Consider the following 26,882-nt stretch of genomic DNA (forward strand, 5'->3'; position numbering starts at 1 on the left):
GCACCACCCAAGCGGGAATAGCTCAGTTGGTAGAGCACGACCTTGCCAAGGTCGGGGTCGCGAGTTCGAGTCTCGTTTCCCGCTCCAAATTTCTCCTGAATAAATTATCCACAGCGTAAAGCCTCGCTGCGGGCGTTTTATTTCACTCTTGTCATATTCTTGTAAACAGACTTATCCACAGCCGCCTTCTCTTTATCCAGAGCTTTAAATGCTTCAGGATGTGAATAGTATTTGCTTAACATCTTAAAAAATAACGATAAAATATTATTGCAAAGTGTTAATGCGATCGCTTGACCTCTTTTTGCACCTTGAAACGCAATGTGTTTTTATTTTTATGCACAAGCTGTGGAAAGCTCAGGCGTCCCTTGGCAGGCCTTTTTCTATCACTCTCACCAGTCGCTGTTTTTGCGGTAATTGCACCTCAACCACACAGGCATTTCGCTTCTCAATTTGCTGCGCAATCGCCCAGTCTATGTGTTCATCAAGAAGTGGGTGCTCACCTCTGCGTGCTTCGAGTGCCCGAATATTTTGCTCATCCCAGGCAGCATTTCCCAGCGCGACGGCGATATTACGCAGCCAGCGCAGATGACCAATACGGCGGATCGCCGATCCCTCCGTCATTTTCAGGAAATGCGCTTCGCTCCAGGCAAATAGCGCGGTTAATTCCGGCGCGTGCAGCGCTTTACGCGGGCTGAAGTCGTCTTCGTCGGTCAACTGAGAGAAGCGATTCCACGGACAAATCAACTGGCAGTCATCGCAGCCATAGATGCGGTTGCCCATCAGCGGGCGGAATTCTTCCGGGATAGCGCCTTCAAGCTCAATGGTGAGATAGGAAATACAGCGCCGCGCATCGACGGTGTAAGGTTCGACAATTGCCCCGGTCGGGCAAATCGTCATGCAGGCCACGCATTTTCCGCAGCCTTCTTCCACCGGCTGATCGACCGGCAGGGGCAGGTCGATCAACAGTTCCCCGAGAAAGAAAAAGGACCCGGCTTCGCGGTTAAGGATGAGTGAGTGCTTACCTGTCCAGCCCAGCCCCGCTTTTTCTGCCAGCGGGCGCTCAAGAATGGGCGCGGAATCAACAAAGGGTCTAAAATTCAGCGAGCCGCACTGCGCCTGAATCTGTTCGCCCAGTTTTTTTAAGCGATTTCGCAAAAGTTTATGGTAATCGCGCCCCAGCGCATAACGGCTGACGTAACCCAGCGCCGGGTTTTTTAGCGTGCTGGCAAAAGCAGCATTGGCGGGCAGATAATTCATGCGCACGCTGATCACGCGCAGCGTGCCGGGCAAAAGCTCATGGGGACGGGCGCGCATCATACCGTGACGCGCCATCCAGTCCATTTCGCCGTGATATTGCTTATCCAGCCATGCCTGAAGCTCAGGTTCGGCTCCGCTGAGATCGGTATCGGTGATACCGACCTGCTGAAAACCCAGTTCAGCACCCCACTGTTTAATGTTTTGCGCTAACTGATTGAGATCGAGGGGCTGTGACATGACGGACCATACCATGAAGAAAAACGCCGCAAGTATACCACACTCCATCTGGCCTGCGGATGAACTCAAATGCGCTGAAAAAGAGGCTGCCGACGCGCTCGGCATCACGCTATATGAATTAATGCTGCGGGCGGGCGAAGCGGCTTTTCACGTGGCGCGCACCCATTACCCTGACGCCGCGCACTGGCTGATCCTGTGCGGACATGGCAACAACGGCGGCGACGGCTACGTGGTGGCGCGTCTGGCTGCGGCTGCGGGTATAGACGTCACGCTCGTCGCGATGGAAAGCGAAAAACCGTTGCCGGAAGAATCGCAGGCCGCGTGCGACGCCTGGCTCAATGCCGGGGGTGAAATTCACGCTCCCGACGCACTCTGGCCGGAAACGGTGGATCTGATTATTGATGGGTTGCTCGGCACCGGGTTAACGCAGGCACCGCGCGAGACGGTCGCCGCGCTGATTGAGAAGGCGAATCAGCATCTGGCCCCGGTGCTGGCGCTGGACATTCCCTCCGGTCTGCTGGCGCAAACGGGCGCGACGCCGGGGGCGGTGATCAACGCGGCGCATACGGTCACGTTTATTGCCCTCAAGCCCGGCTTGCTCACCGGCAAAGCGCGCGATGTGGTCGGGCAACTTCATCATCATGCGCTCGGCCTGGAAAGCTGGCTGGCAGGCCAGACGACGACACTGACCCGTTTTGACGCTTCGCAATTAGCGGGATGGTTCCCTCCGCGGCGGCCCACCTCGCATAAAGGCGATAACGGACGGCTGGTGGTGGTGGGTGGCGATCACGGCACGGCGGGGGCGATCCGCATGACCGGTGAAGCCGCATTACGTTCTGGTGCGGGCCTGGTGCGCGTGCTGACGCGCAGTGAAAATATCGGTCCGCTGGTTACCGCCAGGCCAGAGTTAATGGTTCATGAACTGACCACCAGTTCGCTGGAGGAAAGCCTCGAATGGGCGGATGTAGTGGTCTTCGGGCCGGGCCTTGGGCAACAGGCGTGGGGCAAAAATGCCCTGCAGAAAATTGAGAATTTTCGCAAACCGATGTTGTGGGACGCCGATGCGCTGAACCTTCTGGCAATCAATCCCGATAAACGTCACAATCGCATCCTGACCCCACACCCCGGCGAAGCGGCGCGGCTTCTCAACTGTAGCGTTGCAGAAATTGAAAGTGATCGCTTACTTTCTGCTCAGCGTCTGGTAAAACGTTATGGCGGTGTGGTGGTGTTGAAAGGTGCTGGCACGGTCGTGGCGAGCGAAAACGGCGAGACGGGCATTATTGATGCCGGAAACGCCGGAATGGGCAGCGGCGGCATGGGCGATGTGCTCTCTGGTATTATCGGCGCAATGTTAGGGCAGAAATTTGCCCTCTTTGATGCAGCCTGTGCAGGCGGTGTGGCCCACGGTGCTGCCGCTGATTTACGCGCCGCCCGCTTCGGTACGCGCGGCATGCTGGCAACCGATCTTTTTTCTGCGCTGATGCGTGTTGTTAACCCGGATGTAATAGACCTAAACCATGATTAATCGAGTGATTCCTTTACCCGACGAGCAGGCAACTTTAGAACTCGGCAAGCGCCTGGCGCAGGCTTGTGATGGCGCAACCGTGATTTATCTGTACGGCGATCTGGGCGCGGGTAAAACGACGTTCAGCCGGGGTTTCCTGCAGGCGTTAGGCCACAACGGGAATGTGAAAAGCCCAACCTATACGCTGGTCGAGCCTTATACCCTCGATAACCTGATGGTGTATCACTTCGACCTGTACCGCCTCGCGGACCCTGAAGAGCTGGAATTTATGGGGATCCGCGATTATTTTGCCAACGATGCAATTTGCCTGGTTGAATGGCCGCAGCAGGGGGCGGGCGTGTTGCCTGAACCCGATGTCGAGATCCATTTAGACTACCAGGCGCAAGGGCGTGAGGCGCGCGTGAGTGCTGTATCCTCATCAGGTGATGCGTTACTGGCGCGTCTGGCCGGTTAACTGTAGGGATGGCGGGATGATCAATCGCGTTAAAAAATGGCTGTTAACGGCGCTGGTGCTGATGAGCACGCAGGCCGGAGCAGCAAGTTTGTCAGATATTCAGGTCTCCAACGGCAACGACCAGGCACGCATAACGCTGAGCTTTATGGGCGATCCCGACTATGCCTTCTCGCAGGACGGCAAGCGCAGCGTGGCGCTGGATATCAAACAGACCGGGGTGATTCAGGGGCTGCCGTTGCAGTTTAGCGGTAACAATCTGGTGAAATCGATCCGCTCAGGTACGCCGAAAGATAATCAGTCGCTGCGTCTGGTGGTCGATTTAACCCAAAACGGTAAAACCCGCGTGGCGAAGCAGCAAAACGGCGCGAATTATACGGTGGTATTTACCATCAATGCCGATGCGCCGCCGCCCCCTCCGCCACCGCCGGTGGTGGCGAAGCGCGTTGAGACGCCTGCCGTTGCGCCGATGGTGACGCCGCGTCCTGCACAGCCTGCGCGTAATCCCTTCAAAAATGAAAATGACCGCATGACCAGCGTGACCAGTAGCAATACGGTGACTCGTCCGGCGATGCGGGCGAGCAGCGCACCGGGTGAGAAAGTGATCATCGCGATCGACGCCGGGCACGGCGGGCAGGATCCGGGCGCAATTGGCCCCGGCGGGACACGTGAGAAAAACGTGACGATTTCTATCGCCCGCAAACTGCGTACGTTGCTCAATGACGATCCGATGTTTAAAGGCGTCCTGACCCGTGATGGCGATTACTTTATTTCGGTGATGGGCCGTTCTGACGTGGCGCGTAAGCAAAACGCCAACTTCCTGGTTTCCATTCACGCCGATGCCGCACCAAACCGCGATGCGACCGGGGCGTCGGTATGGGTGCTTTCAAACCGTCGCGCCAACAGCGAGATGGCAAGCTGGCTTGAGCAGCATGAAAAGCAATCCGAACTGCTGGGCGGGGCCGGAGATGTGCTGGCTAACAGCCAGTCCGATCCTTATCTCAGTCAGGCGGTACTGGATTTGCAGTTCGGTCATTCGCAGCGCGTCGGGTATGATGTCGCGGTCAATATGTTAGGCCAGTTGCAGCGCGTCGGTTCCCTGCATAAACGTCGCCCGGAACATGCAAGTCTGGGCGTGTTGCGCTCGCCGGATATCCCGTCGGTACTGGTTGAAACCGGATTTATCAGCAACAGCGGCGAAGAGCGTCTGCTGGGCAGCGATGATTTCCAGCAGCAGATTGCGGAGGCGATTTATAACGGCCTGCGTCAGTACTTCCAGGCGCATCCGATGCAGTCCGCACCGCAAGGCGCGGGCCAGACGGCAAGCGCCGCCTCACCGGGTGCGTTCGTCAACTAAGGAGATTTCATGCCGATTCAGGTTCTGCCGCCTCAGCTTGCGAACCAGATCGCCGCAGGCGAAGTGGTGGAGCGCCCTGCGTCGGTGGTGAAAGAGCTGGTGGAAAACAGCCTTGATGCGGGCGCGACCCGCATCGATATCGATATTGAACGCGGCGGCGCAAAGCTCATCCGCATTCGCGATAACGGCTGCGGCATTAAAAAAGAAGAACTGGCGCTGGCGCTGGCGCGTCATGCCACCAGTAAAATCGCCTCGCTTGACGATCTGGAAGCCATCATCAGCCTTGGGTTTCGCGGTGAGGCGCTCGCCAGTATCAGTTCGGTATCACGCCTGACGCTGACTTCACGCACCGCCGATCAGCCGGAAGCCTGGCAAGCCTATGCCGAAGGGCGCGAGATGGACGTCACCGTCAAACCCGCTGCGCATCCGGTGGGCACCACCCTTGAAGTGCTGGATCTGTTTTACAACACCCCCGCGCGCCGCAAATTCATGCGCACCGAAAAAACCGAATTCGGACATATCGATGAAGTGATCCGCCGCATCGCGCTGGCGCGTTTTGACGTCACCATCAACCTCAATCACAACGGGAAAATGGTGCGCCAGTACCGTGCGGTTCCGTCAGGCGGGCAGAAAGAGCGCCGCCTGGGGGCCATTTGCGGGCTGCCGTTCATCGAACAGGCGCTGGCGATTGAGTGGCAGCACGGCGATTTAGGTATGCGCGGCTGGGTGGCCGATCCGAAAACCACCACCACGGCGTTCGCGGAAATTCAGTATTGCTACGTCAACGGGCGCATGATGCGCGACCGTCTGATTAATCATGCGATTCGTCAGGCGTGCGAAGACAAACTGGGTGCCGATCAGCAGCCCGCGTTTGTCCTTTATCTGGAGATCGACCCGCATCAGGTCGACGTCAACGTGCATCCGGCAAAACACGAAGTGCGTTTCCATCAGTCGCGGCTGGTGCATGATTTTATCTATCAGGGCGTACTGAGCGTGCTGCAACAGCAGATGGAGACGCCGTTGCCGCTGGCGGATACGCCCGCACCCGTGGCGCGAAGCGTACCGGATAATCGCATTGCTGCAGGCCGTAATCAGTTTGCGGAACCTGCCGTGGCCCGTGAACCTGCGGCGGAGCGTAATTCCGCGCCGCGCAGTGGGCACAGCGGTGGCGGGAACGCAGGCTGGCCGAATGCCCAGCCTGGCTATCAGAAAAAGCAAGGGGCGCTCTACCGACAACTGCTGGATACGCCGGAGAAAGTTGAACCTGTCGCCCCTGCGCCCGCACCTTCAGTTCCTGCACTCGACGGACACAGCTACAGTTTTGGTCGCGTATTGACCATTATCGGCCAGGACTGCGCGTTGCTGGAGCGGGCAGGGCAGGTGGCGCTTTTGTCGCTGCCGGTCGCCGAGCGCTGGTTTAAGCAGGCGCAACTGACGCCGGGGAGTACGCCATCGTGTGCACAACCGCTGCTGATCCCGGTACGGCTGAAAGTGACCGCAGAAGAGAACGCGGCCCTGAAGCGCGCTCAGGCTATGCTGACCGAAATGGGCATTGAATTTCAGTCAGACGCCCATCATGTGACCATTCGCGCGGTACCTTTACCCTTGCGCCAACAAAATTTACAAATCTTGATTCCTGAACTGATAGGCTACCTGGCGCAGCAGACGACGTTCGACGCGGCAAATACCGCTCAATGGTTTGCCCGTCATCTGGCAAGCGATCATCCCCAGTGGAGTGTGGCCCAGGCCATTAGCTTGCTGGCAGATGTCGAGCGTTTATGTCCGCAACTGGTGAAATCACCGCCGGGTGGCCTGTTACAACCTGTTGATTTACATTCGGCGATGAACGCCCTGAAACATGACTGACAAAAGCAATTACAGCCTGCCAAAGGCGATTTTTTTGATGGGGCCGACGGCCTCCGGCAAAACGGCGTTAGCCATTGAGCTGCGTAAAGTTTTACCCGTAGAGTTGATAAGCGTGGATTCCGCCCTTATCTATCAGGGGATGGATATTGGCACTGCCAAGCCTTCTGCCGACGAATTACAGGCGGCACCGCACCGGTTACTGGACATCCTTGACCCGGCGCAGGCGTATTCAGCGGCTGACTTTCGCCGCGATGCATTAGCGGCCATGACCGAAATTACCGCCGCAGGCCGGATACCCTTACTGGTTGGCGGCACGATGCTCTACTTTAAGGCGTTGCTGGAAGGGCTGTCTCCCTTGCCCTCAGCCGATGCCGAAGTGAGAGCGAAAATTGAACAACAGGCGGCCGAGCTGGGATGGGAAGCGCTGCACCGACAACTTCAGGATATCGATCCGGTTGCGGCTGCACGAATTCATCCGAATGATCCGCAAAGGCTTTCCCGGGCACTGGAAGTTTTTTTCATTTCGGGTAAAACTTTAACGGAACTGACGCAAACGTCAGGAGAGGCTCTGCCGTATCAGGTGCATCAGTTCGCCATCGCCCCGGCGAGCCGTGAACTGCTCCACCAGCGAATTGAGCAGCGTTTTCATCAGATGTTGGCTTCAGGTTTTGAAGCAGAAGTGCGGGCGCTATTTGCCCGTGGAGATTTGCATACGGATATGCCTTCCATTCGTTGTGTGGGATATCGCCAGATGTGGTCATATCTTGACGGTGAGATTTCATACGATGAAATGGTTTATCGAGGTGTTTGCGCGACGAGACAGTTGGCGAAGCGCCAGATGACCTGGTTGCGTGGTTGGGATGGCGTGCACTGGTTAGACAGTGAAAAGCCGGAACGGTCACGAAATGAGGTATTACAGGTTGTTGGTGCTAACGTACACTGAATGTGTACAATTAAGTCGTATCGTGCGCAAAATTTTACGCAGTTTTCAGAACCTCCGGGTTCAAAGTACAAAACAAGCATATAAGGAAAAGATAGAATGGCTAAGGGGCAATCATTACAAGACCCGTTTTTGAACGCACTGCGTCGTGAACGTGTTCCGGTTTCTATTTATTTGGTGAATGGTATTAAGCTGCAAGGTCAAATTGAGTCTTTCGATCAGTTCGTGATCCTGTTGAAAAACACGGTCAGCCAGATGGTCTATAAGCACGCGATTTCTACTGTTGTCCCGTCTCGCCCGGTTTCCCATCACAGTAACAACGCGACCGGCGGCTCCAGTAACTATCATCATGGCAGTAATGCGCAGGGTTCTTCTGCAACGCAACAAGACAGCGAAGAAACCGAATAAGGTTGATGGCTGTTTTTCCATGTCGGGGAGCCAGATTAGTTAGGTTCCCCGCTGGTCTTTAATGAGGAGTTACGCTTGTTTGACCGTTATGATGCCGGTGAGCAGGCGGTACTGGTACACATCTATTTTTCGCAAGACAAAGATATGGAAGACCTCCAGGAGTTTGAATCTCTGGTCTCTTCCGCCGGTGTCGATGCAATGCAGGTGATTACCGGTAGCCGTAAAGCGCCGCACCCAAAGTATTTTGTTGGTGAAGGTAAGGCAGTTGAAATAGCGGAAGCCGTGAAGGCGACAGGTGCATCGGTCGTGCTCTTCGATCATGCGCTAAGCCCGGCCCAGGAACGCAACCTGGAGAGACTGTGCGAGTGCCGTGTTATCGATCGTACAGGACTGATTTTAGACATTTTTGCCCAACGTGCACGTACCCATGAAGGTAAGTTGCAGGTTGAACTGGCGCAGTTGCGTCATATGGCTACGCGCCTGGTGCGTGGCTGGACCCACCTTGAACGACAGAAAGGCGGGATTGGTTTGCGCGGTCCGGGGGAAACCCAGCTCGAAACCGACCGTCGTTTGCTGCGTAATCGCATCATGCAAATCCTTTCGCGGCTTGAGAAAGTTGAAAAGCAGCGTGAGCAAGGGCGTCGCTCCCGTCAAAAAGCCGATATTCCGACCGTGTCGCTGGTGGGTTACACCAACGCCGGCAAATCGACGCTGTTTAATCAGATTACCGAGGCCCAGGTTTATGCCGCAGACCAGTTGTTTGCGACCCTGGACCCGACCCTGCGCCGCATTGATGTTGCGGACGTGGGAGAGACCGTGCTTGCGGACACGGTAGGTTTTATCCGCCATTTGCCACACGATTTAGTTGCCGCGTTTAAGGCAACGTTGCAGGAAACCCGGCAGGCGACGCTACTGCTGCATGTGGTTGATGCGGCAGATGTGCGCTTGCAGGAAAACATAGACGCAGTGAATACGGTACTCGAGGAGATTGACGCTCACGAGATCCCCACGCTGCTGGTTATGAACAAAATCGATATGCTGGATGATTTTGAGCCACGTATCGACAGGGATGACGAAAATAAACCGATTCGGGTTTGGCTTTCTGCGCAAACCGGTGTGGGTGTACCGCTGTTATTCCAGGTGTTAACCGAACGTCTTTCCGGTGAAGTGGCGCAGCATACGTTGCGTTTACCGGCCAAAGAAGGGCGTTTGCGAAGCCGCTTTTATCAGCTTCAGGCGATTGAAAAAGAGTGGATGGAGGATGACGGTAGCGTCAGCATGCAGGTGCGCATGCCGATCGTCGACTGGCGTCGCCTCTGTAAACAAGAACCTGCATTGGTGGACTACGTTGTCTAACCGGCGTATCACCTGAAGATATTTCCCCCTGGTGGGGGCATCACCGCATAACAAATATGGAGCACAAACATGGCGTGGAATCAGCCCGGTAATAACGGACAAGACCGCGACCCGTGGGGCAGCAGCAATAAACCCGACGGTAACTCTGGGGGAAATAAAGGTGGTCGCGAACAGGGGCCGCCCGATCTGGATGATATTTTCCGCAAGTTGAGCAAAAAGCTCGGCGGTCTGGGCGGTGGTAAAGGCACCGGTTCAGGCGGCGGCAGCTCATCGCCAGGGCCGCGCGCGCATCTGGGTGGACGCGTTGTCAGCATCGTTGCTGCGGCGATCGTCATTATCTGGGCCGCCAGCGGTTTCTACACCATTAAAGAAGCCGAGCGCGGTGTTGTTACCCGTTTCGGTAAATTCAGCCATCTGGTAGAGCCAGGCCTGAACTGGAAACCGACGTTTGTGGATAACGTGACGGCGGTTAACGTTGAAGCAGTTCGCGAACTGGCGGCATCCGGCGTGATGCTGACGTCTGACGAAAACGTGGTGCGCGTAGAAATGAACGTGCAGTACCGCGTCATTGATCCGCAACACTATCTCTTTAGCGTGACCAGCGCAGACGACAGCCTGCGTCAGGCGACCGACAGCGCCCTGCGCGGCGTAATCGGCAAATACACTATGGATCGCATCCTCACTGAAGGCCGTACCGTTATTCGTAGCGATACCCAGCGTGAACTGGAAGAGACCATCAAGCCGTACAACATGGGTATTACCCTGCTGGACGTCAACTTCCAGGCTGCGCGTCCGCCGGAAGCGGTACAGGCTGCGTTTGATGATGCGATTGCCGCACGTGAGAACGAACAGCAGTCCATCCGTGAAGCAGAAGCTTACGCTAACGAAGTGCAGCCGCGTGCTAACGGTCAGGCACAACGTATTCTGGAAGAAGCGCGCGCCTACCGCACACAGACTATTCTGGAAGCGCAGGGTGAAGTGGCGCGTTTCGCCAAAATCCTGCCGGAATATAAAGCCGCACCGGAAATTACCCGCGAGCGTCTGTATATCGAAACCATGGAAAAAGTGCTCAGTCATACCCGCAAAGTGCTGGTTAATGACAAAGGCGGCAATCTGATGGTGCTGCCACTGGATCAAATGCTGAAGGGCGGTAACGCGTCTACCTCAAAAGGTAATACCAGCAGCGCCAATGATCTGTTGCGCCTGCCGCCTGCGTCTACCTCTGGCAGCGGGGCAAATTCAGCGCCTGCCGCTAATCAGGGCGACATCATGGACCAACGCCGTGCTAACGCGCAGCGTAACGACTACCAGCGTCAGGGGGAATAACGATGCGTAAGTCTTTAATTGCGATAATTATCATCGTGCTGGTGGTGCTTTATACGTCTATTTTCGTGGTAAAAGAAGGCGAGCGCGGCATTACCCTGCGCTTCGGTAAAGTTCTGCGTGACGATGAAAACAAGCCGCTGGTGTTTGAGCCGGGCCTGCATTTCAAACTGCCGTTTATTGAAACCGTTAAAACGCTGGATGCGCGTATCCAGACTATGGATAACCAGGCCGATCGCTTTGTTACCAAAGAGAAAAAAGACCTGATCGTTGACTCCTACATTAAGTGGCGTATCAGCGATTTCAGCCGCTACTACCTGGCAACCGGTGGTGGTGACGTTTCTCAGGCAGAAGTCCTGCTGAAACGTAAGTTCTCTGACCGTCTGCGTTCTGAGATTGGTCGTCTGGACGTGAAAGACATCGTTACCGATTCCCGTGGTCGTCTGACCCTCGAAGTGCGTGACGCGCTGAACTCAGGTTCTGCCGGAACAGAAGATGAAGTGGCTACGCCTGCGGCTGACGATGAAATCGCTAAAGCGGCTAAGCGCGTGACTGCGGAAACTAACGGTAAAGTCCCGGTAGTAAACCCGAACAGTATGGCGGCCCTGGGTATCGAAGTGGTCGATGTGCGTATCAAGCAGATCAACCTGCCGAACGAAGTTTCGGAAGCGATTTACAACCGTATGCGCGCCGAGCGTGAAGCGGTTGCCCGTCGTCACCGTTCACAAGGTCAGGAAGAAGCGGAGAAATTACGCGCGACTTCCGATTACGAAGTGACGAAAACGCTGGCGGAAGCCGAGCGTGAAGGTCGCATCCTGCGCGGTGAAGGTGATGCAGAAGCCGCTAAACTGTTTGCTGACGCTTTCAGCCAGGACCCTGATTTCTACGCGTTCATTCGTAGCCTGCGCGCTTACGAGAACAGCTTCCAGAGCAATCAGGACGTCATGGTTCTCAGCCCGGAAAGTGATTTCTTCCGCTACATGAAGACGCCAGGCAACGCCGTAAGATAAAATCAGCAAGGCGGTTTTATCCCATCAAAACCACCGGGATCCCCACAGGATCCGGTGGTTTTCTCATTTAAGGATCCTGCATGAACTCAACAATCTGGCTGGCACTGGCGCTCGTTCTGGTGTTTGAAGGGCTTGGTCCGATGCTTTATCCGCGCGCCTGGCGGCGTATGATCGCCTCGCTTGCGCTCTTACCGGATACGATTTTACGTCGTTTTGGCGGCGGTCTAGTGGTTGCTGGCGTGGTTGTCTACTATATGTTGAGGAAAACGATTGGCTGAAGAAATAGCACGCATAATGGACGAAATTAGCGGACAAAAAGTGCTGATTATCAGAAAAAGCGATGGTAGAATCCTTTTTTAAGCAAACGGTGATTTTGAAAAATGGGTAACAACGTCGTCGTACTGGGCACCCAATGGGGTGACGAAGGTAAAGGGAAGATTGTTGATCTTCTGACTGAACGGGCTAAATATGTTGTGCGCTACCAGGGCGGTCACAACGCAGGCCATACTCTCGTAATCAACGGTGAAAAAACCGTTCTCCATCTTATTCCATCAGGCATTCTCCGCGATAACGTGACCAGCATCATTGGTAACGGCGTTGTGCTGTCTCCTGCAGCCCTGATGAAAGAGATGAAAGAGCTGGAAGACCGTGGTATCCCGGTTCGTGAGCGTCTGCTGCTGTCTGAAGCGTGCCCGCTGATCCTCGATTATCATGTGGCGCTGGACGTTGCTCGCGAAAAAGCGCGCGGTGCAAAAGCTATCGGGACGACCGGTCGCGGTATCGGCCCTGCTTACGAAGACAAAGTTGCACGTCGCGGTCTGCGCGTTGGCGACCTGTTTGATAAAGCCACCTTTGCAACCAAACTGAAAGAAGTGCTGGAATATCACAACTTCCAACTGGTGAACTTCTATAAAGTCGACGCAGTTGACTACCAGAAAGTGCTGGACGATGTGATGGCGGTTGCCGACATCCTGACCTCCATGGTTGTTGATGTCTCCGATCTGCTCGACCAGGCGCGTAAACGTGGTGATTTCATCATGTTTGAAGGCGCGCAGGGTACGCTGCTGGATATCGACCACGGTACTTATCCGTATGTGACCTCCTCTAACACCACCGCTGGTGGCGTGGCTACCGGTTCCGGTATCGGCCCGCGTTATGTGGATTACGTGCTGGGTATCATCAAAGCTTACTCCACCCGTGTGGGTGCAGGTCCGTTCCCGACTGAACTGTTTGATGACATCGGCGAGTTCCTGTGCAAGCAGGGTAACGAATTTGGCGCGACCACCGGTCGTCGTCGTCGTACCGGCTGGCTGGATGCGGTGGCAGTGCGCCGCGCCGTGCAGATCAACTCCCTGTCGGGTTTCTGTCTGACCAAACTCGACGTGCTGGATGGCCTGAAAGAAGTGAAAATCTGCGTGGCTTACCGCCTGCCGGATGGCCGCGAAGTGACCACCACCCCGATGGCTGCTGACGACTGGGAAGGCATCGAGCCGATCTACGAAACCATGCCGGGCTGGTCTGAAACGACCTTCGGTGTGAAAGAGCGCAGCGGTCTGCCGCAGGCGGCGCTGAATTACATTACGCGCATTGAAGAAGTCACCGGCGTGCCGATTGATATTATTTCAACCGGTCCTGACCGTACTGAAACTATGATCCTGCGCGACCCGTTCGACGCATAATCACTCCAGGGGCGCAAACACTGCGCCCCTTGTTTTTCCGCGATTTTACCTCCATTTCTAAATAAATTAGCAGCCTGGCTGGTGGCTGGTTTATCATCAATAGAGTCAATACACCGCAGGTGTACCGCGTTTTCCCTTTTTCCCTGAGGTTGATGTGCAGTTAACGAGTTTCACCGATTACGGATTGCGGGCTTTAATCTATATGGCATCGCTTCCGGAAGGTCGCATGACCAATATTTCTGAGGTGACAGAGGTCTACGGCGTATCCCGTAATCATATGGTCAAGATTATCAACCAACTGAGTCGCTCAGGATACGTGGCGGCCGTCAGAGGAAAAAACGGCGGGATCCGCCTGGGTAGACCCGCACAAACTATTCGTATTGGTGATGTGGTGCGTGATCTGGAACCGCTGGCGCTGGTGAATTGCAGCAGCGCATTTTGTCATATCACCCCCGCTTGCCGCCTGAAGCAGGCGCTTTCTCAGGCCGTGCAAAGTTTCCTGAATGAACTGGATAACTACACGCTGGCCGATTTGGTTGAAGAGAATCAACCGCTTTACAAATTATTGCTGGTGGAGTGAACGATATCCCACCAGAGCTGACAACGGAGGAAACCGCAATGTCACAAGATCCTTTCCTGGAGCGCGAAGCTGAAAAGTACGCCAATCCAATTCCAAGCCGTGAGTTCATTCTCGATCACTTATCAAAACGCGAAAAACCGGCCAGCCGTGAAGAGCTGGCGATTGAACTGAACCTCGAAGGCGAAGAGCAGCTTGAAGGGCTGCGTCGCCGTCTGCGCGCCATGGAGCGCGACGGACAACTGGTCTTCACCCGCCGCCAGTGCTATGCCCTGCCAGAACGCCTCGACCTGCTGAAAGGCATCGTCATCGGTCACCGCGACGGCTTTGGCTTTTTACGCGTTGAAGGCCGCAAAGACGATCTCTACCTGTCGTCTGAACAGATGAAAACCTGCATTCATGGCGATCAGGTGCTGGCACAGCCGCTGGGTGCCGATCGTAAAGGCCGCCGTGAAGCGCGCATCGTCCGCGTGCTGGTGCCGAAAACCAGCCAGATTGTGGGCCGCTACTTTACCGAAGCGGGCGTGGGCTTCGTGGTACCTGACGATAGCCGTCTGAGCTTTGATATCCTGATCCCGCCAGAAGAGATCATGAACGCGCGGATGGGCTTTGTGGTGGTGGTCGAACTGACCCAGCGCCCGACCCGTCGCACGAAAGCGGTCGGTAAGATTGTTGAAGTGCTCGGCGACAACATGGGCACCGGCATGGCCGTGGACATGGCGCTGCGCACCCACGAGATCCCGTACGTCTGGCCGCAAGCGGTCGAAGATGAAATCGCCAGCCTGAAAGAGCAGGTGCCGGAAGAGGCAAAAGCGGGCCGCATTGACCTGCGCAATCTGCCGCTGATGACCATCGACGGCGAAGACGCCCGCGACTTTGATGATGCGGTCTACTGCGAGAAAAAACGCGGTGGCGGCTGGCGCTTATGGGTCGCCATTGCGGATGTGAGCTACTACGTGCGTCCCGGCACCTCGCTGGATGACGAAGCGCGCAACCGCGGCACCTCGGTCTACTTCCCGTCGCAGGTGGTGCCGATGCTGCCGGAAGTGCTCTCCAACGGCCTGTGCTCGCTCAACCCGCAGGTTGACCGCCTCTGCATGGTCTGCGAGATGACCATCTCCGCCAAAGGGCGCTTAACCGGCTACAAATTCTATGAAGCGGTGATGAGCTCGCACGCGCGTCTGACCTACACCAAAGTGTGGCATATGCTCGAAGGCGACAAAGAACTGCGCGAGCAGTACGCCCCGCTGGTGAAACACATTGAAGAGCTGCACACCCTCTACAAAACGCTGAACCAGGCACGCGAAGAGCGCGGCGGCATCTCGTTTGAGAGTGAAGAAGCGAAGTTTATCTTCAATGCTGAACGCCGTATCGATCGCATTGAACTGACCGAGCGTAACGACGCGCATAAACTGATCGAAGAGTGCATGATCCTGGCGAACATCTCCGCCGCGCGTTTTGTGGAGAAAGCCAAAGAGCCTGCGCTGTTCCGTATTCACGACCGTCCGACCAACGAAGCGATCACCTCTTTCCGTTCGGTGCTTGCGGAGCTGGGCCTGGAATTGCCGGGCGGCAGCAAGCCGGAGCCGGGCGATTACGCCGAACTGCTGGAATCCATCGCCGATCGTCCTGACCACGAGATGCTGCAAACTATGCTGCTGCGCTCGATGAAACAGGCGATTTACGACCCGGAAAACCGTGGACACTTCGGCCTTGCCCTGCAACAGTACGCGCACTTTACCTCGCCGATCCGCCGTTATCCTGACCTGTCGCTGCACCGCGCCATTAAATACCTGCTGGCGAAAGAGCAGGGACACGAAGGCGACAGCACCGACACCGGCGGCTGGCACTACTCCGTTGAAGCGATGCTGCAATTAGGTCAGCACTGTTCAATGGCAGAACGCCGCGCTGACGAAGCCACGCGCGAAGTCTCCGACTGGCTGAAGTGCGACTTTATGCAGGATCAGGTGGGCAACACCTTCTCCGGCGTTATTGCCAGCGTCACCGGTTTTGGTTTCTTCGTACGTTTAAGCGATCTGTTTATCGATGGCCTGGTGCACGTCTCTTCGCTCGACAACGACTACTATCGTTTCGATCAGGTAGGTCAGCGTCTGATTGGCGAATCCGGCGGCCAGACCTATCGCCTCGGCGACCGCGTGGTAGTGCGCGTGGAAGCGGTCAATATGGACGAGCGCAAAATCGACTTCACGCTGATCTCAAGCGAGCGCGGCCCACGTAACGTCGGCAAGACCGAACGTGAACGCGCGAAAAAAGGCACGCCGGGCCGCAACAGCAGCCGCCGTCGCCAGGTCGGTAAGAAAGTAAATTTTGAGCCGGACAGCGCTTTCCGTGGTGACAAAGGCAAGCCGAAGGCCAAAGGCAAAACCAAAGCGAAAGCCGACGACAGCGCAAAGCCAAAGGTGAAGAAAGAGAAAAAACCGAAGGCACCGTCGGCGCAAACGCAAAAAATCGCCGCGGCAACCAAAGCCAAACGTGCAGCGAAAAAGAAAATCGCTGAGTAATTTTCCCCCTCATTCCAGCGGATGGCGTGAGGGTAACTGCTAACAGCTTAATAACGAGTACATTAATGAGTGAAATGATTTACGGCATCCACGCGGTGCAGGCACTGCTGGAACGCGCTCCTGAGCGCTTTCAGGAAGTTTTTATTCTGAAAGGTCGTGAAGACAAACGTTTGATGCCGCTTATCCATGCGCTGGAAGCCCAGGGCGTGCCGGTACAGGTGGCGTCCCGTCAATATCTGGACGAAAAGAGCGAAGGCGCGGTGCACCAGGGGATCATCGCCCGCGTGAAGCCGGGTCGTCAGTATCAGGAAAACGATCTGCCGGATCTGATCGCAAGCCTCGATAAACCGTTCTTTTTGATCCTCGATGGTGTGACCGATCCGCACAACCTCGGTGCCTGCCTGCGCAGCGCCGATGCCGCGGGTGTGCATGCGGTGATCGTGCCGAAAGACAAATCGGCCCAGCTTAACGCCACGGCGAAAAAAGTCGCCTGCGGCGCGGCAGAAAACGTGCCGCTGATCCGCGTCACCAACCTGGCGCGCACCATGCGTCTGTTGCAGGAAGAGAACATCTGGATCGTCGGCACCGCAGGCGAAGCGGATCACACGCTGTTCCAGAGCAAAATGACCGGTTCAATGGCGCTGGTGATGGGGGCCGAAGGCGAAGGGATGCGTCGTCTGACCCGCGAGCACTGCGACGAACTGATCAGCATCCCGATGGCGGGCAGTGTGTCCTCGCTGAACGTGTCGGTGGCAACCGGGATTTGTTTGTTTGAGGCCGTGCGCCAGCGCGGTTAGTTTTTCTGGTTAAGTTCACCCTAACCCTCTCCCTGAGGGAGAGGGAATAGCCCGAGCATGAGTCTGACTCTCCCTCAGGGAGAGGGAATAGCCCGGGCGCGGACTTGCCCTCCCTCTCCCTCAGGGAGAGGGCCGGGGTGAGGGTGTTCTCTTCCCATTTTGTGATCCCCCCAACGCGCCAGTCACCCTTCGCTGTCCATACTTACTGGCAATGCCATTGAAGGAGGGACGCAACATGCACTGGCACACCCACACCGTGTTTAACCAACCCATTCCGCTTCACAACAGCAATCTCTTTCTCTCAGACCAGGCGCTGCACGACGCGGTGATCCGCGAAGGCGCAGGCTGGGACGTGGAACTGCTCGCCAGCATCGGGCAACAGCTTGGCACGGCAGAATCCCTTGAACTCGGCAGGCTGGCGAACAGTAATCCGCCCGAACTGTTGCGCTATGACGCCACCGGTGAGCGGCTGGACGATGTGCGCTTTCATCCGGCCTGGCATCTGCTGATGCAGGGGCTGTGCGCCAACCGGGTGCATAATCTGGCCTGGGAAGATGACGCGCGGTTAGGATCGTTCGTTGCCCGTGCCGCGCGCTTTGTACTTCATGCACAGGTGGAAGCGGGCACGCTTTGCCCGGTCACCATGACCTTTGCCGCCACGCCCCTGCTGCAACAATCCTTGCCGACACCCTTTCACGACTGGTTAAAACCGCTGATGAGTGACCGCTATGATCCGCATCTGGCACCCGGCGCACAAAAGCGCGGACTGCTGATCGGCATGGGGATGACCGAAAAGCAGGGCGGTTCCGACGTGCTCAGTAACACGACAAAGGCTGAAAAAAGCGGTGACGTTTACCGGCTGGTGGGGCACAAATGGTTTTTCTCGGTGCCGCAAAGCGATGCGCATCTGGTACTGGCTCAGGCCAAAGGCGGCCTGTCATGCTTTTTCGTGCCGCGATTTTTACCTGACGGGATGCGCAACGCGGTGCGTCTGGAGCGCCTGAAAGACAAACTGGGCAACCGTTCCAACGCCAGTAGCGAAGCGGAATTTTTCGATGCGACCGGCTGGCTGCTGGGGGAGGAGGGCGACGGCGTGCGGCAGATCCTCAAAATGGGTGGTCTGACGCGCGTGGACTGCGCCCTTGGCAGCCACGGCCTGATGCGCCGCGCCTTTTCCGTGGCGCTCTATCACGCCCATCAGCGGCAGGCGTTCGGCAAAAATCTGGTCGATCAGCCTCTGATGCGTGAAGTGCTCAGCCGGATGGCCCTTCAGCTTGAAGGACAAGCCGCCTTTCTGTTTCAACTGGCGGGCGCGTGGGATAAGCGCGCCAGCGAGCAGGCGGCGCTGTGGGCGCGGCTGTTCACACCTGTCGCAAAATTCAGCATCTGCAAGGCAGGCATCCCCTTTGTGGCGGAAGCGATGGAAGTGCTCGGCGGGATCGGCTATTGCGAAGAGAGCGAACTGCCGCGCCTGTACCGCGAAATGCCGGTCAACAGTATCTGGGAAGGCTCAGGCAATATCATGTGCCTCGACGTGCTGCGGGTGCTGGCAAAACAGCACGGTGCAATGGATTTATTGCTGGCGGCGTTTGGGGAAGTGAAGGGGCAGGATCGGCATTTTGATCGCGCCTGGCGGCAGTTGCAGCCGCGTCTGTATAAGCCTCAGGAGGCGCAGGCCCGCGAGTTGGTGCAGCAACTTTATCTGCTGGCCTCAGGCAGGCAGATGCTGCGCCACGCGTCTCCGCCGCTGGCCCAGGCCTGGTGTCAAATGATGCTGGATACCCGTGGCGGCTCGCTGATTGATAAGCAGGTGCAAAACGACCTGCTGCTGCGCGCCACGGGCGGGGTGGGTTAAAGGCGGAACAGGCTGACCAGTTCGTTCAGGTGGTTGCCTTTCTCACGCAGCGTGCGCGCCGTGGCTTCGCTGCGTGAAACCCGTCCGGCGTTAACGTGGGTAGCTTCGCCAATGTGCGTCATGGCGATATTCACCTGGCCAATTCCGGCGGATTGCTCATGTGACGCATGGTTAATTTCGGTCACTAACTGATTGATATCGCGCATATGATCGATGATTGAGCCCATCGCCTGTTGCGTTTGCTCCGACAGCGCGTGGCCTTCGGTGACTTTGCTCAGGGTGTCGTTGATCAGCCCCTCGATCTCTTTCACCGCATTGCCACTGCGGGCCGCCAGCGCACGCACTTCCTGGGCGACGACGGCAAAGCCTTTACCATGCTCGCCCGCGCGGGCCGCTTCCACGGCGGCGTTCAGCGCCAGGATATTGGTCTGAAAGGCAATTGACTCGATAACGTGTGTAATGTCGGCGATACGTTGCGATGCGTCGCGAATATCGTTCATGGTGGCAACCGCATAGCCGACAGTTTGCCCGCCTTTCTGCACCGCCTGGGAGGTTTCTTTCACCAGATGCTGCGTTTGCTCCATGTTGTCAGCGGTTTGCTGCACGGTGGCGGCGAGCTGCTCCATGCTGGCGGAGGTTTCCTCCACGCTGCTGGCCTGCTTATTGATTTGCTCGCTGATTTCGCCGCTGTCTGCCGCCAGTGCATTGGTGCCTTCATTGATTTCGCCCGCAGCTTCGCGCACCTGTCTGACCATGGTTTGCAAACCGTGGCCGATGCCGTTGATCGCAGTGATTAGCTGGCCCACTTCATCATGACGACGGGTATCCAGCGTGGCGCGTAAGTCCCCGGCAGCGTAGCGTTGCGCCAGCCCGGTTACATCGCGCAGCGGACGCGTCAGCCAGCGGCGAATAATCACCACGTACAGGGCGGCAAAGAGCAGGGAGATCACTGCGCCCGCCAGCAAAAACTGATTGCGCAGGGTGGTCACATCGCGCAGCAGTACCGCTTTATCCACCTCGCCAACGATTGTCCAGTTCCAGCCTGGCAGCGTGGTCCACGACATTTTCAGCGTGCGGCCTTCGGCATCGGTGCGCTCCAGCGTGCCGGATGGCGTCGTCTGCATCGCTTTCTGCGTGGCGTCATCCCACTGCGGGCGCTGGCCTTCTTCACGCGGGTGGAACAGATAATTGCCGTAATTCTTGCCAGGGTTGTTATCCAGCACATAGAAATGGCCGCTTTCACCCAGTTTGCGGGAGAGAATTTTCTCGCGCATCACGTTCCAGGAACGGGTGATATCCACGCCGACAAACAGAATGGCAATGGTGTTACCGCTGGCATCTTTTACCGGCTGATACTGGGTGATGTAGCGTTTACCGAACAGCAGGGCCAGGCCGCGATACGCCTCACCGCGCAGAACGGGGGCCATCGCCGGGCTGGCTTTATCCAGTTGGGTGCCGATGGCGCGCTCGCCGTTCTCTTTACGCAGCGAGGTTGCCACGCGAATGAAATCATCGCCGTTGCGCACAAACAGGGTCGCAATCGCGCCAGTACGATTCAGAAAATCATCCGGGGCGCTGTTATTTTCATGCAGTTCGGTATCGCCGCCCTTAAGCAGCGGAACGTTAAGGCCGTTAATAGTGCGGATTTGCGTGGGATCGACGCTCATGGGTTGCGGAATAAAACTTCCGAACAGCGTCGTGTAGCTTTGCACTTCTTCGCTCAGGCTGGTGTTAAACATTTCTACCATATCCACCATGCCCGTGGACTGGCTATGCAGATCTTCGACCGCCAGCGCTTCCAGTTGCTGGCTGGCTTTATGACTCATCAGAAACGTAAATAACAGGAACAGGACGGCAACGCTTACGCCTGTCAGTAGCGAAAGTTTAGTGCCAAGCCCAGTACGGCGAAAAAATGCGGTCATAAATTATCCGTGAATCGAGAGGTATGGCTCGTTCAACGGCAGTTACCCGCTAACATTTAGGCGATCTGTGTAACCAAATGTTACCAGAATATATTGTCTTAATAACAATGTGGTAATTAAAAATTAACATGAAAAAGCCACCAGATAGGGTGGCTTCAAAAAATCTTATGCGTAAATAATGGCTTGCACGCGCCAGTGATCGGCATGCTGGTTTTCCTGCATCTTAATAATGCGATACCAGGAGGCTCCCCGTTCATCTGCCTTCAGAGCGATAACGCGTTCAACATCCTGTGCACTGCCGCAAATATTACTGACTGAAATCAGGCCAATTTCATTGAGGCCTGTCACGCAGTCCGCGCTGGCGAACTCCGCAGATTGCGCTGTGGTACTCACTAAACCAACGGAAAGTAACAGTGAGGTTAAGGCAAGTGATCGTTTCATTTGTCAGCTCCATTTAACGTTACCCTGGATAAGGTCAGGGCAGTCCATCGCGCTTAAACTCATTCCCTTGCCGCTGGCATTGAGTTCATTCTGCACAGGAATACGTCTACGGACGCAAAGCAGTGTAAATTTACTTTAAAAATCAACGCTTATTTATTGACGATATAAGATGGCCTGCGAATACCACTGGCCGGTAAAGACGGTATCGTCATTAAGGATGATGACGTAATAATCTGCTTTTGCTGCGGTGGCTTTGGCTTTAATTTCCGCCTCCGCATCCATGGGTGAACCATGGACCATCGCGCTAATTGTTCCCATTTTTTGCAATCCTTGCGTCTGATCACGACTGATTTCTTGTGGCTCGCTGGTGACCGGCGGCGGTGGCTTAGGCGTACCCTGAAGTGCGCTACAACCGCTAAGCACAAGTGCCAGCATGACCGGAACAAATAAACGCATGGTATTTTCTCGTTTCCTGATAGCCATAGTGTAGCCCTCCAGAAATTTCCCTTTGGGGGAATGTTCCCGATTTGTTAGCTGTGACGTGATTTTCGAATGAAAATCACCTGAAAGCGTAATGGACATCTCAACATTATGGATTAAAACCGTAGATTCACGCTTGCGCCAGGTTTCACTGCATGGCATATCTTAAAAAAAGTCTGGAGATGACCATGATTGAACTTGGCATTCGCCACGTCGCCGGCATTGAAACTCTGCATGCAACACCCGCGGGCAGCCAGGATCGCGCGCTGCCCACGGTGCTGTTTTACCACGGGTTCACATCATCAAAGCTGGTTTACAGCTATTTCGCTGTGGCGCTGGCACAGGCGGGATTCCGCGTGGTGATGCCGGATGCCCGCGATCACGGTGCGCGTTTTGATGGCGATGAAGCTCACCGGCTCACGCAGTTCTGGCAAATTTTGCATACCAATTTTGTTGAATTCGACGCGATTAAGGCCGCGCTCTACGCAGACGGTTTGATTGCCGATGACCGGCTGGCGGTGGGTGGCGCGTCAATGGGGGGCATGACCGCGCTGGGACTGATGACGCAGCACACGGAAATCACCTGCGTGGCAAGCCTGATGGGATCGGGCTATTTCACGACCCTCGCCGATACGCTTTTCCCTCCCGCTGATCCGCAGGCGATAGCGCCGCTCAAAGACTGGGATGTCACGCATCAGTTAGACCGTCTGACCGACAGACCATTGCTACTATGGCATGGCATTGCCGACGACGTGGTGCCCGCCGCGCAAACACAACGTCTGGCGCAGGCGCTGCGTCAGGCGGGGCTGGACGCGCAATTAACCTGCCTTCTCGATGAAGGCGTGAAGCACCGCATCACGCCGACCGCGCTTGAGGCCACGGTACGCTTTTTTTGCGCGCATCTGTAAGCGCAATCTAAAGGCAAAAAAAGCCCCCGGAGGTGGGGGCGAATGACTATGGCAATATTTTCGTTGTGGTAAATCTGCTGCTAGCGGTAGATCGCCGCGCTGGCGTGAATATTACCGTTGCTTCCCGGCTCATGAATGAGTATTTCATGCCAGGACGTTGCGCCGTGTGCGTCTGCTTCGTCTTGAAGGGCCTGATGTGCTTCGCTTTCAGTGGCGAGATTATGATTGATATAAATTACGCCCAGACTGTGCACATCATCCATATTTCGGGTTACCTGGTCGTCGATATTAACTGCTGCCGTCACGTTCGCGCTCAGCAATAACGCGGCAAGGAATGAGAATGCGATGGTTTTCATGGTGTTACGCTCCGAAACTGCTAATGACGTTACCTTTTGAAAGCAATTCCTCCCGGTTAAAAGAGTGTTATCTAAGTGTAATCGCAGGCCCCAGGAGTTACCGCGACCATTTCTGATGCAGTTGTTCAAAAAAATGCTGTAATGCGTTTTGCTTAATTTTAAGCCACTGACTGAGCCTGGCTTTACGCTTCGTGCGAATTATTTATACAACGCGCTTGAGTTCGGCAGGCGTCGCAAGTATGATTACGCGTCAATTTTTCAGCCGCCTTTCAAACACGTTCCTTGCTTCCATGGGCCGCGGCTGACCCTGACAGGAGGCTGAATAATCCGTAAGGAGCAATTCGATGCGTCATTACGAAATCGTTTTTATGGTCCATCCTGACCAAAGCGAACAGGTTCCGGGCATGATCGAGCGTTACACTGGTGCAATCACTGCAGCAGAAGGTACGATCCACCGTCTGGAAGACTGGGGCCGCCGTCAGCTGGCTTACCCGATCAACAAACTGCACAAAGCACACTACGTTCTGCTGAACGTTGAAGCGCCGCAGGAAGTTATCGATGAGCTGGAAACAAACTTCCGCTTCAACGACGCCGTTATCCGTAGCATGGTAATGCGTACTAAAAACGCGGTTACCGAAGCATCTCCGATGGTTAAAGCGAAAGACGAGCGCCGTGAGCGTCGCGATGATTTCGCTAACGAAACCGCAGATGCTGAAGATGCTGGGGATTCTGAAGAGTAATTTCTGATGACCAACCGTCTGGCGTTATCCGGCACCGTGTGCAGGAATCCCCTTCGAAAGGTCAGTCCCTCAGGAATTCCTCATTGCCAGTTCGTGCTTGAGCATCGTTCTGTGCAGGAGGAGGCCGGTTTTCACCGGCAGGCGTGGTGTCAAATGCCTGTAATAATCAGCGGGCATGAGAATCAGGCCATTACTCACAGTATAACGGTCGGTAGCGCAGTCATTGTTCAGGGGTTCATCAGTTGCCATAAGGCAAAGAACGGACTGAGTAAAATGGTACTGCATGCCGAGCAGATTGAATTGATAGATTCTGGAGACTAGCCAAATGGCACGTTATTTCCGTCGTCGCAAGTTCTGCCGTTTCACCGCGGAAGGCGTTCAAGAGATCGACTATAAAGATATCGCAACGCTGAAAAACTACATCACCGAAAGCGGTAAGATTGTCCCAAGCCGTATCACCGGTACCCGTGCAAAATATCAGCGTCAGCTGGCCCGCGCTATCAAACGCGCTCGCTACCTGTCCCTGCTGCCGTACACTGATCGTCATCAGTAATCGGTCACGGTCCATTAATACGACTTTGAGAGGATAAGGTAATGCAAGTTATTCTGCTTGATAAAGTAGCAAACCTGGGTAGCCTGGGTGATCAGGTTAACGTTAAAGCGGGTTATGCTCGTAACTTCCTGGTACCGCAGGGTAAAGCTGTTCCTGCTACCAAGAAAAACGTTGAATTCTTCGAAGCTCGCCGTGCTGAACTGGAAGCCAAACTGGCTGACGTTCTGGCAGCAGCTAATGCTCGCGCTGAGAAAATCAACGCACTGGGCACTGTTAACCTCGCGTCTAAAGCTGGCGACGAAGGTAAACTGTTCGGTTCCATCGGTACTCGCGACATCGCTGACGCTGTAACTGCAGCTGGCGTTGACGTGGCTAAGAGCGAAGTTCGTCTGCCGAACGGCGTTCTGCGTACCACTGGTGAGCACGAAGTGAACTTCCAGGTTCACAGCGAAGTGTTCGCTAAAGTTATCATCAACGTGGTTGCTGAGTAATCTGCAACTGTCGTACTGATAACACACAAAACGCCGACCTCGTGTCGGCGTTTTGCTTTTTATGCCGCCCCCACGTCTCACTTCAGTCCTCACAGGATAGATATTCATTTCTGATTCACTGATAATAAAATAAAACGTTATTTCAACATCGGTGGAAGGAATGGAAACTGCTAATCCGGCAACGATTTTTGCCCGTAAAAAAGTTGCTTACGCCTGCGCGACCCTGTGCTGCCTGCTGTGGGGAAGCTCTTACCCCGCGATCAAAAATGGTTATGAAATTTTTGAAATCGCCACCGATGACATCCCTTCAAAAATTGTCTTTGCCGGGTACCGCTTCCTGTTTGCCGGTCTTTTGCTGCTGCTGTTTGCCATGGCGCAGCGTAAACCCATCGCGCGATTCAGCCCCCGGCAGTATGGACAACTGGCCTTTTTAGGACTGACGCAAACCTCTGTTCAGTATGCTTTTTTCTATATTGGCCTCGCGTTTACCACCGGTGTGAAAGGCTCGATCATGAACGCCACCGGAACCTTTTTCAGCGTCCTGCTGGCCCACTTCATCTATCAGAACGACAAGCTGAGCTACAACAAAACTATCGGCTGCGTACTGGGATTTGCCGGGGTGATGCTGGTCAACATTAACCACTCGCTGATGGACGTCAGTTTCGTCTGGATGGGCGACGGCTTTGTGGTGCTGGCGGCGTTTATCCTGTCGGCGGCCACGCTTTACGGCAAACGCATTTCGCAGACGGTGGACCCGACGGTCATGACCGGCTGGCAACTGGCCTTTGGCGGCGGCGTGCTGGTGGTAGGGGGCTATCTGACGGGCGGAACGCTGGTGGTACACAGCGCCACGGCAGTGGCGATTCTGGGATATCTGACGCTGCTCTCATCCATCGCTTTCGCCCTGTGGAGCGTGCTGCTGAAATACAACCGCGTGAGTATGATTGCGCCGTTTAACTTCGTGATCCCGGTCGCCGGGACGGTGCTTTCGGCGATTTTCCTTGGGGAAAATATTCTCGACATCAAATACGCCATTGCGCTGGTGCTGGTGTGTTCGGGGATCTGGTGGGTCAACAAGCGTACTGCCTGATAAAACGCCGGGCCAGCGATTAGCGACCCGGCGTAACATTTATTGCGCGCGAATAAAACTGCCGTCCGGCTGGCGGGTAAAGAGCACCTGCTGATTACCTTCACCTTCAATAGTCAGGCCCGTCACCACGCCGCTGGCGTTCTGGCGGATCTTCACGATTTGCCCGGTTTGCAGACTGCTCAACGGCTTACCGCTGCCCTCGACCTGCGCCATCGCATAGACGTCGGTAGGCGGCAGATTATGGTCGCGGAATAACTGCGCCAGCGTTTTGCCGGACTCAATGCGGTACGTGCGCCACTGCTGTTCAATACCCACCGGCTCCTGTAGCGGTGCGGCCTCCTGCGTTACCGGCTCCTCTTCCATCTGCGGTTCAGGATTTTGCGGCAAAGATTGCGCCGGTTCACTGACCAGCGGCGGCTGTTCCACCGGTTGAGGCTGAGGGGATGACTGGGTTGGCAGGTCGATTTGCGCATCGCGCTGAGCAGGCAGCGCGTCGTTCCCGTCGGGCGTGGGAAGCAGGATGCCAACGACGACCAGCGCGGCCGCAAGAATAATACCGCGACGATGCATCGGCGGAAGCGGGTCCATAAGGCGAAAATTGTCCGGTGCGTGCCAGATTTTCGCCAGGGTAGGTTTCAGTGCAAATCGCCCGGGCATGGCTTTCCTCCTGCTCCGCGTCGTTATTTTCCTGTGCCATTGAGTATAGATGGCTAACTGCCTGATGAGCGTAGCAAAGCCGAC

General features: G+C 55.6%; 27 protein-coding genes and 1 tRNA gene. 22 read left to right on the forward strand and 6 right to left on the reverse strand.

The window, feature by feature from the left end; all coding sequences use genetic code 11:
- The first annotated feature begins 11 nt into the window (after positions 1-11).
- Positions 12-87: transfer RNA gene (locus BM373_RS11695), tRNA-Gly, on the forward strand.
- Between the two features lie 267 nt (positions 88-354).
- Here BM373_RS11695 and queG read toward each other — a convergent pair.
- Positions 355-1,494 (reverse strand): tRNA epoxyqueuosine(34) reductase QueG, encoded by a 1,140-nt coding sequence (queG, locus tag BM373_RS11700; RefSeq protein ID WP_090461623.1) that lies wholly within the window; start codon positions 1,492-1,494, stop codon positions 355-357.
- On the opposite strand from queG, the gene nnr reads away from it, so the two are divergent.
- From nnr to BM373_RS11775, 15 genes are all read left to right on the forward strand, one after another.
- Positions 1,493-3,019: a bifunctional ADP-dependent NAD(P)H-hydrate dehydratase/NAD(P)H-hydrate epimerase gene (gene nnr, locus BM373_RS11705; protein WP_090461624.1), complete on the forward strand. Its 1,527-nt coding sequence runs from the start codon at positions 1,493-1,495 to the stop codon at positions 3,017-3,019. The two genes, queG and nnr, sit on opposite strands and share 2 nt — an antisense overlap.
- Complete coding sequence (gene tsaE, locus BM373_RS11710; RefSeq protein ID WP_090461625.1) at positions 3,012-3,473, forward strand: tRNA (adenosine(37)-N6)-threonylcarbamoyltransferase complex ATPase subunit type 1 TsaE; 462 nt, start codon at positions 3,012-3,014, stop codon at positions 3,471-3,473. The genes nnr and tsaE overlap by 8 nt, the downstream gene beginning before the upstream one ends.
- 16 nt (positions 3,474-3,489) lie before the next feature.
- Positions 3,490-4,827 carry an N-acetylmuramoyl-L-alanine amidase AmiB gene (gene amiB, locus BM373_RS11715; protein WP_090461626.1) on the forward strand — a complete coding sequence of 446 codons (1,338 nt, stop codon included), beginning with the start codon at positions 3,490-3,492 and terminating at the stop codon, positions 4,825-4,827.
- Between the two features lie 9 nt (positions 4,828-4,836).
- Positions 4,837-6,693, forward strand: a complete 1,857-nt coding sequence (gene mutL, locus BM373_RS11720) for a DNA mismatch repair endonuclease MutL (RefSeq protein ID WP_090461627.1) — start codon at positions 4,837-4,839, stop codon at positions 6,691-6,693.
- Complete coding sequence (gene miaA / locus BM373_RS11725; protein WP_090461628.1) at positions 6,686-7,636, forward strand: tRNA (adenosine(37)-N6)-dimethylallyltransferase MiaA; 951 nt, start codon at positions 6,686-6,688, stop codon at positions 7,634-7,636. The genes mutL and miaA overlap by 8 nt, the downstream gene beginning before the upstream one ends.
- A gap of 96 nt (positions 7,637-7,732) precedes the next feature.
- Positions 7,733-8,041 (forward strand): RNA chaperone Hfq, encoded by a 309-nt coding sequence (hfq, locus tag BM373_RS11730; protein WP_090461629.1) that lies wholly within the window; start codon positions 7,733-7,735, stop codon positions 8,039-8,041.
- 75 nt (positions 8,042-8,116) lie between these two features.
- On the forward strand, positions 8,117-9,397 hold the full coding sequence (hflX, locus tag BM373_RS11735) for a ribosome rescue GTPase HflX (RefSeq protein ID WP_090461630.1): 1,281 nt from the start codon (positions 8,117-8,119) through the stop codon (positions 9,395-9,397).
- Positions 9,398-9,466: 69 nt separating this feature from the next.
- Complete coding sequence (hflK, locus tag BM373_RS11740; RefSeq protein WP_090461631.1) at positions 9,467-10,723, forward strand: FtsH protease activity modulator HflK; 1,257 nt, start codon at positions 9,467-9,469, stop codon at positions 10,721-10,723.
- Positions 10,724-10,725: 2 nt separating this feature from the next.
- On the forward strand, positions 10,726-11,730 hold the full coding sequence (gene hflC / locus BM373_RS11745) for a protease modulator HflC (protein ID WP_090461632.1): 1,005 nt from the start codon (positions 10,726-10,728) through the stop codon (positions 11,728-11,730).
- Between the two features lie 80 nt (positions 11,731-11,810).
- Positions 11,811-12,008: a DUF2065 domain-containing protein gene (locus tag BM373_RS11750; protein ID WP_090461633.1), complete on the forward strand. Its 198-nt coding sequence runs from the start codon at positions 11,811-11,813 to the stop codon at positions 12,006-12,008.
- 102 nt (positions 12,009-12,110) lie between these two features.
- Positions 12,111-13,409, forward strand: a complete 1,299-nt coding sequence (locus BM373_RS11755) for an adenylosuccinate synthase (RefSeq protein WP_090461634.1) — start codon at positions 12,111-12,113, stop codon at positions 13,407-13,409.
- Between the two features lie 154 nt (positions 13,410-13,563).
- Positions 13,564-13,989, forward strand: coding sequence for a nitric oxide-sensing transcriptional repressor NsrR (gene nsrR, locus BM373_RS11760; RefSeq protein ID WP_090461635.1), 426 nt, complete (start codon positions 13,564-13,566; stop codon positions 13,987-13,989).
- Between the two features lie 38 nt (positions 13,990-14,027).
- Positions 14,028-16,508: a ribonuclease R gene (gene rnr / locus BM373_RS11765; protein ID WP_090461636.1), complete on the forward strand. Its 2,481-nt coding sequence runs from the start codon at positions 14,028-14,030 to the stop codon at positions 16,506-16,508.
- A 65-nt stretch (positions 16,509-16,573) separates the two neighbouring features.
- Entirely contained in the window at positions 16,574-17,305 is a 732-nt protein-coding gene (gene rlmB, locus BM373_RS11770; RefSeq protein WP_090461637.1) for a 23S rRNA (guanosine(2251)-2'-O)-methyltransferase RlmB, read from the forward strand.
- A 235-nt stretch (positions 17,306-17,540) separates the two neighbouring features.
- Entirely contained in the window at positions 17,541-19,160 is a 1,620-nt protein-coding gene (locus tag BM373_RS11775) for an isovaleryl-CoA dehydrogenase (protein WP_090461638.1), read from the forward strand.
- Here BM373_RS11775 and BM373_RS11780 read toward each other — a convergent pair.
- The 3 genes from BM373_RS11780 to bsmA form a co-directional block, all read right to left on the reverse strand.
- Positions 19,157-21,082, reverse strand: coding sequence for a methyl-accepting chemotaxis protein (locus tag BM373_RS11780; RefSeq protein WP_090461639.1), 1,926 nt, complete (start codon positions 21,080-21,082; stop codon positions 19,157-19,159). The two genes, BM373_RS11775 and BM373_RS11780, sit on opposite strands and share 4 nt — an antisense overlap.
- Positions 21,083-21,247: 165 nt before the next feature.
- Positions 21,248-21,523 (reverse strand): DUF1471 family protease activator YjfN, encoded by a 276-nt coding sequence (gene yjfN, locus BM373_RS11785; RefSeq protein WP_090461640.1) that lies wholly within the window; start codon positions 21,521-21,523, stop codon positions 21,248-21,250.
- Positions 21,524-21,676: 153 nt separating this feature from the next.
- Positions 21,677-22,006 (reverse strand): biofilm peroxide resistance protein BsmA, encoded by a 330-nt coding sequence (bsmA, locus tag BM373_RS11790; RefSeq protein WP_090461641.1) that lies wholly within the window; start codon positions 22,004-22,006, stop codon positions 21,677-21,679.
- 185 nt (positions 22,007-22,191) lie between these two features.
- Between bsmA and yjfP the strand changes: the two genes are divergently transcribed.
- Entirely contained in the window at positions 22,192-22,911 is a 720-nt protein-coding gene (gene yjfP / locus BM373_RS11795; protein ID WP_090462192.1) for an esterase, read from the forward strand.
- An 80-nt stretch (positions 22,912-22,991) separates the two neighbouring features.
- On the opposite strand, the gene BM373_RS11800 is transcribed toward yjfP, so the two are convergent.
- On the reverse strand, positions 22,992-23,267 hold the full coding sequence (locus BM373_RS11800) for a YdgH/BhsA/McbA family protein (protein WP_090461642.1): 276 nt from the start codon (positions 23,265-23,267) through the stop codon (positions 22,992-22,994).
- 344 nt (positions 23,268-23,611) lie between these two features.
- On the opposite strand from BM373_RS11800, the gene rpsF reads away from it, so the two are divergent.
- The 5 genes from rpsF to BM373_RS11825 all read left to right on the forward strand — a co-directional run bounded on the left by rpsF (position 23,612) and on the right by BM373_RS11825 (position 26,141).
- Positions 23,612-24,007, forward strand: a complete 396-nt coding sequence (rpsF, locus tag BM373_RS11805; RefSeq protein ID WP_090461643.1) for a 30S ribosomal protein S6 — start codon at positions 23,612-23,614, stop codon at positions 24,005-24,007.
- 6 nt (positions 24,008-24,013) lie between these two features.
- The gene (gene priB, locus BM373_RS11810) at positions 24,014-24,328 is read left to right on the forward strand and encodes a primosomal replication protein N (RefSeq protein ID WP_090461644.1); all 315 of its coding nucleotides are present in this window, start codon (positions 24,014-24,016) and stop codon (positions 24,326-24,328) included.
- A 4-nt stretch (positions 24,329-24,332) separates the two neighbouring features.
- Positions 24,333-24,560 carry a 30S ribosomal protein S18 gene (gene rpsR, locus BM373_RS11815; protein WP_000135199.1) on the forward strand — a complete coding sequence of 76 codons (228 nt, stop codon included), beginning with the start codon at positions 24,333-24,335 and terminating at the stop codon, positions 24,558-24,560.
- A gap of 41 nt (positions 24,561-24,601) precedes the next feature.
- On the forward strand, positions 24,602-25,051 hold the full coding sequence (gene rplI / locus BM373_RS11820) for a 50S ribosomal protein L9 (protein WP_090461645.1): 450 nt from the start codon (positions 24,602-24,604) through the stop codon (positions 25,049-25,051).
- Positions 25,052-25,211: 160 nt separating this feature from the next.
- Positions 25,212-26,141: a DMT family transporter gene (locus BM373_RS11825; RefSeq protein ID WP_090461646.1), complete on the forward strand. Its 930-nt coding sequence runs from the start codon at positions 25,212-25,214 to the stop codon at positions 26,139-26,141.
- 39 nt (positions 26,142-26,180) lie between these two features.
- Here BM373_RS11825 and BM373_RS11830 read toward each other — a convergent pair whose 3' ends face one another.
- A complete protein-coding gene (locus BM373_RS11830) occupies positions 26,181-26,798 on the reverse strand; it encodes a LysM-like peptidoglycan-binding domain-containing protein (RefSeq protein WP_090461647.1) in 618 nt (205 codons plus the stop codon).
- Positions 26,799-26,882: the final 84 nt, after the last annotated feature.

The sequence above is a fragment of the Enterobacter sp. kpr-6 genome, from assembly GCF_900116015.1.
Classification (GTDB): Bacteria; Pseudomonadota; Gammaproteobacteria; order Enterobacterales; family Enterobacteriaceae; genus Enterobacter_D.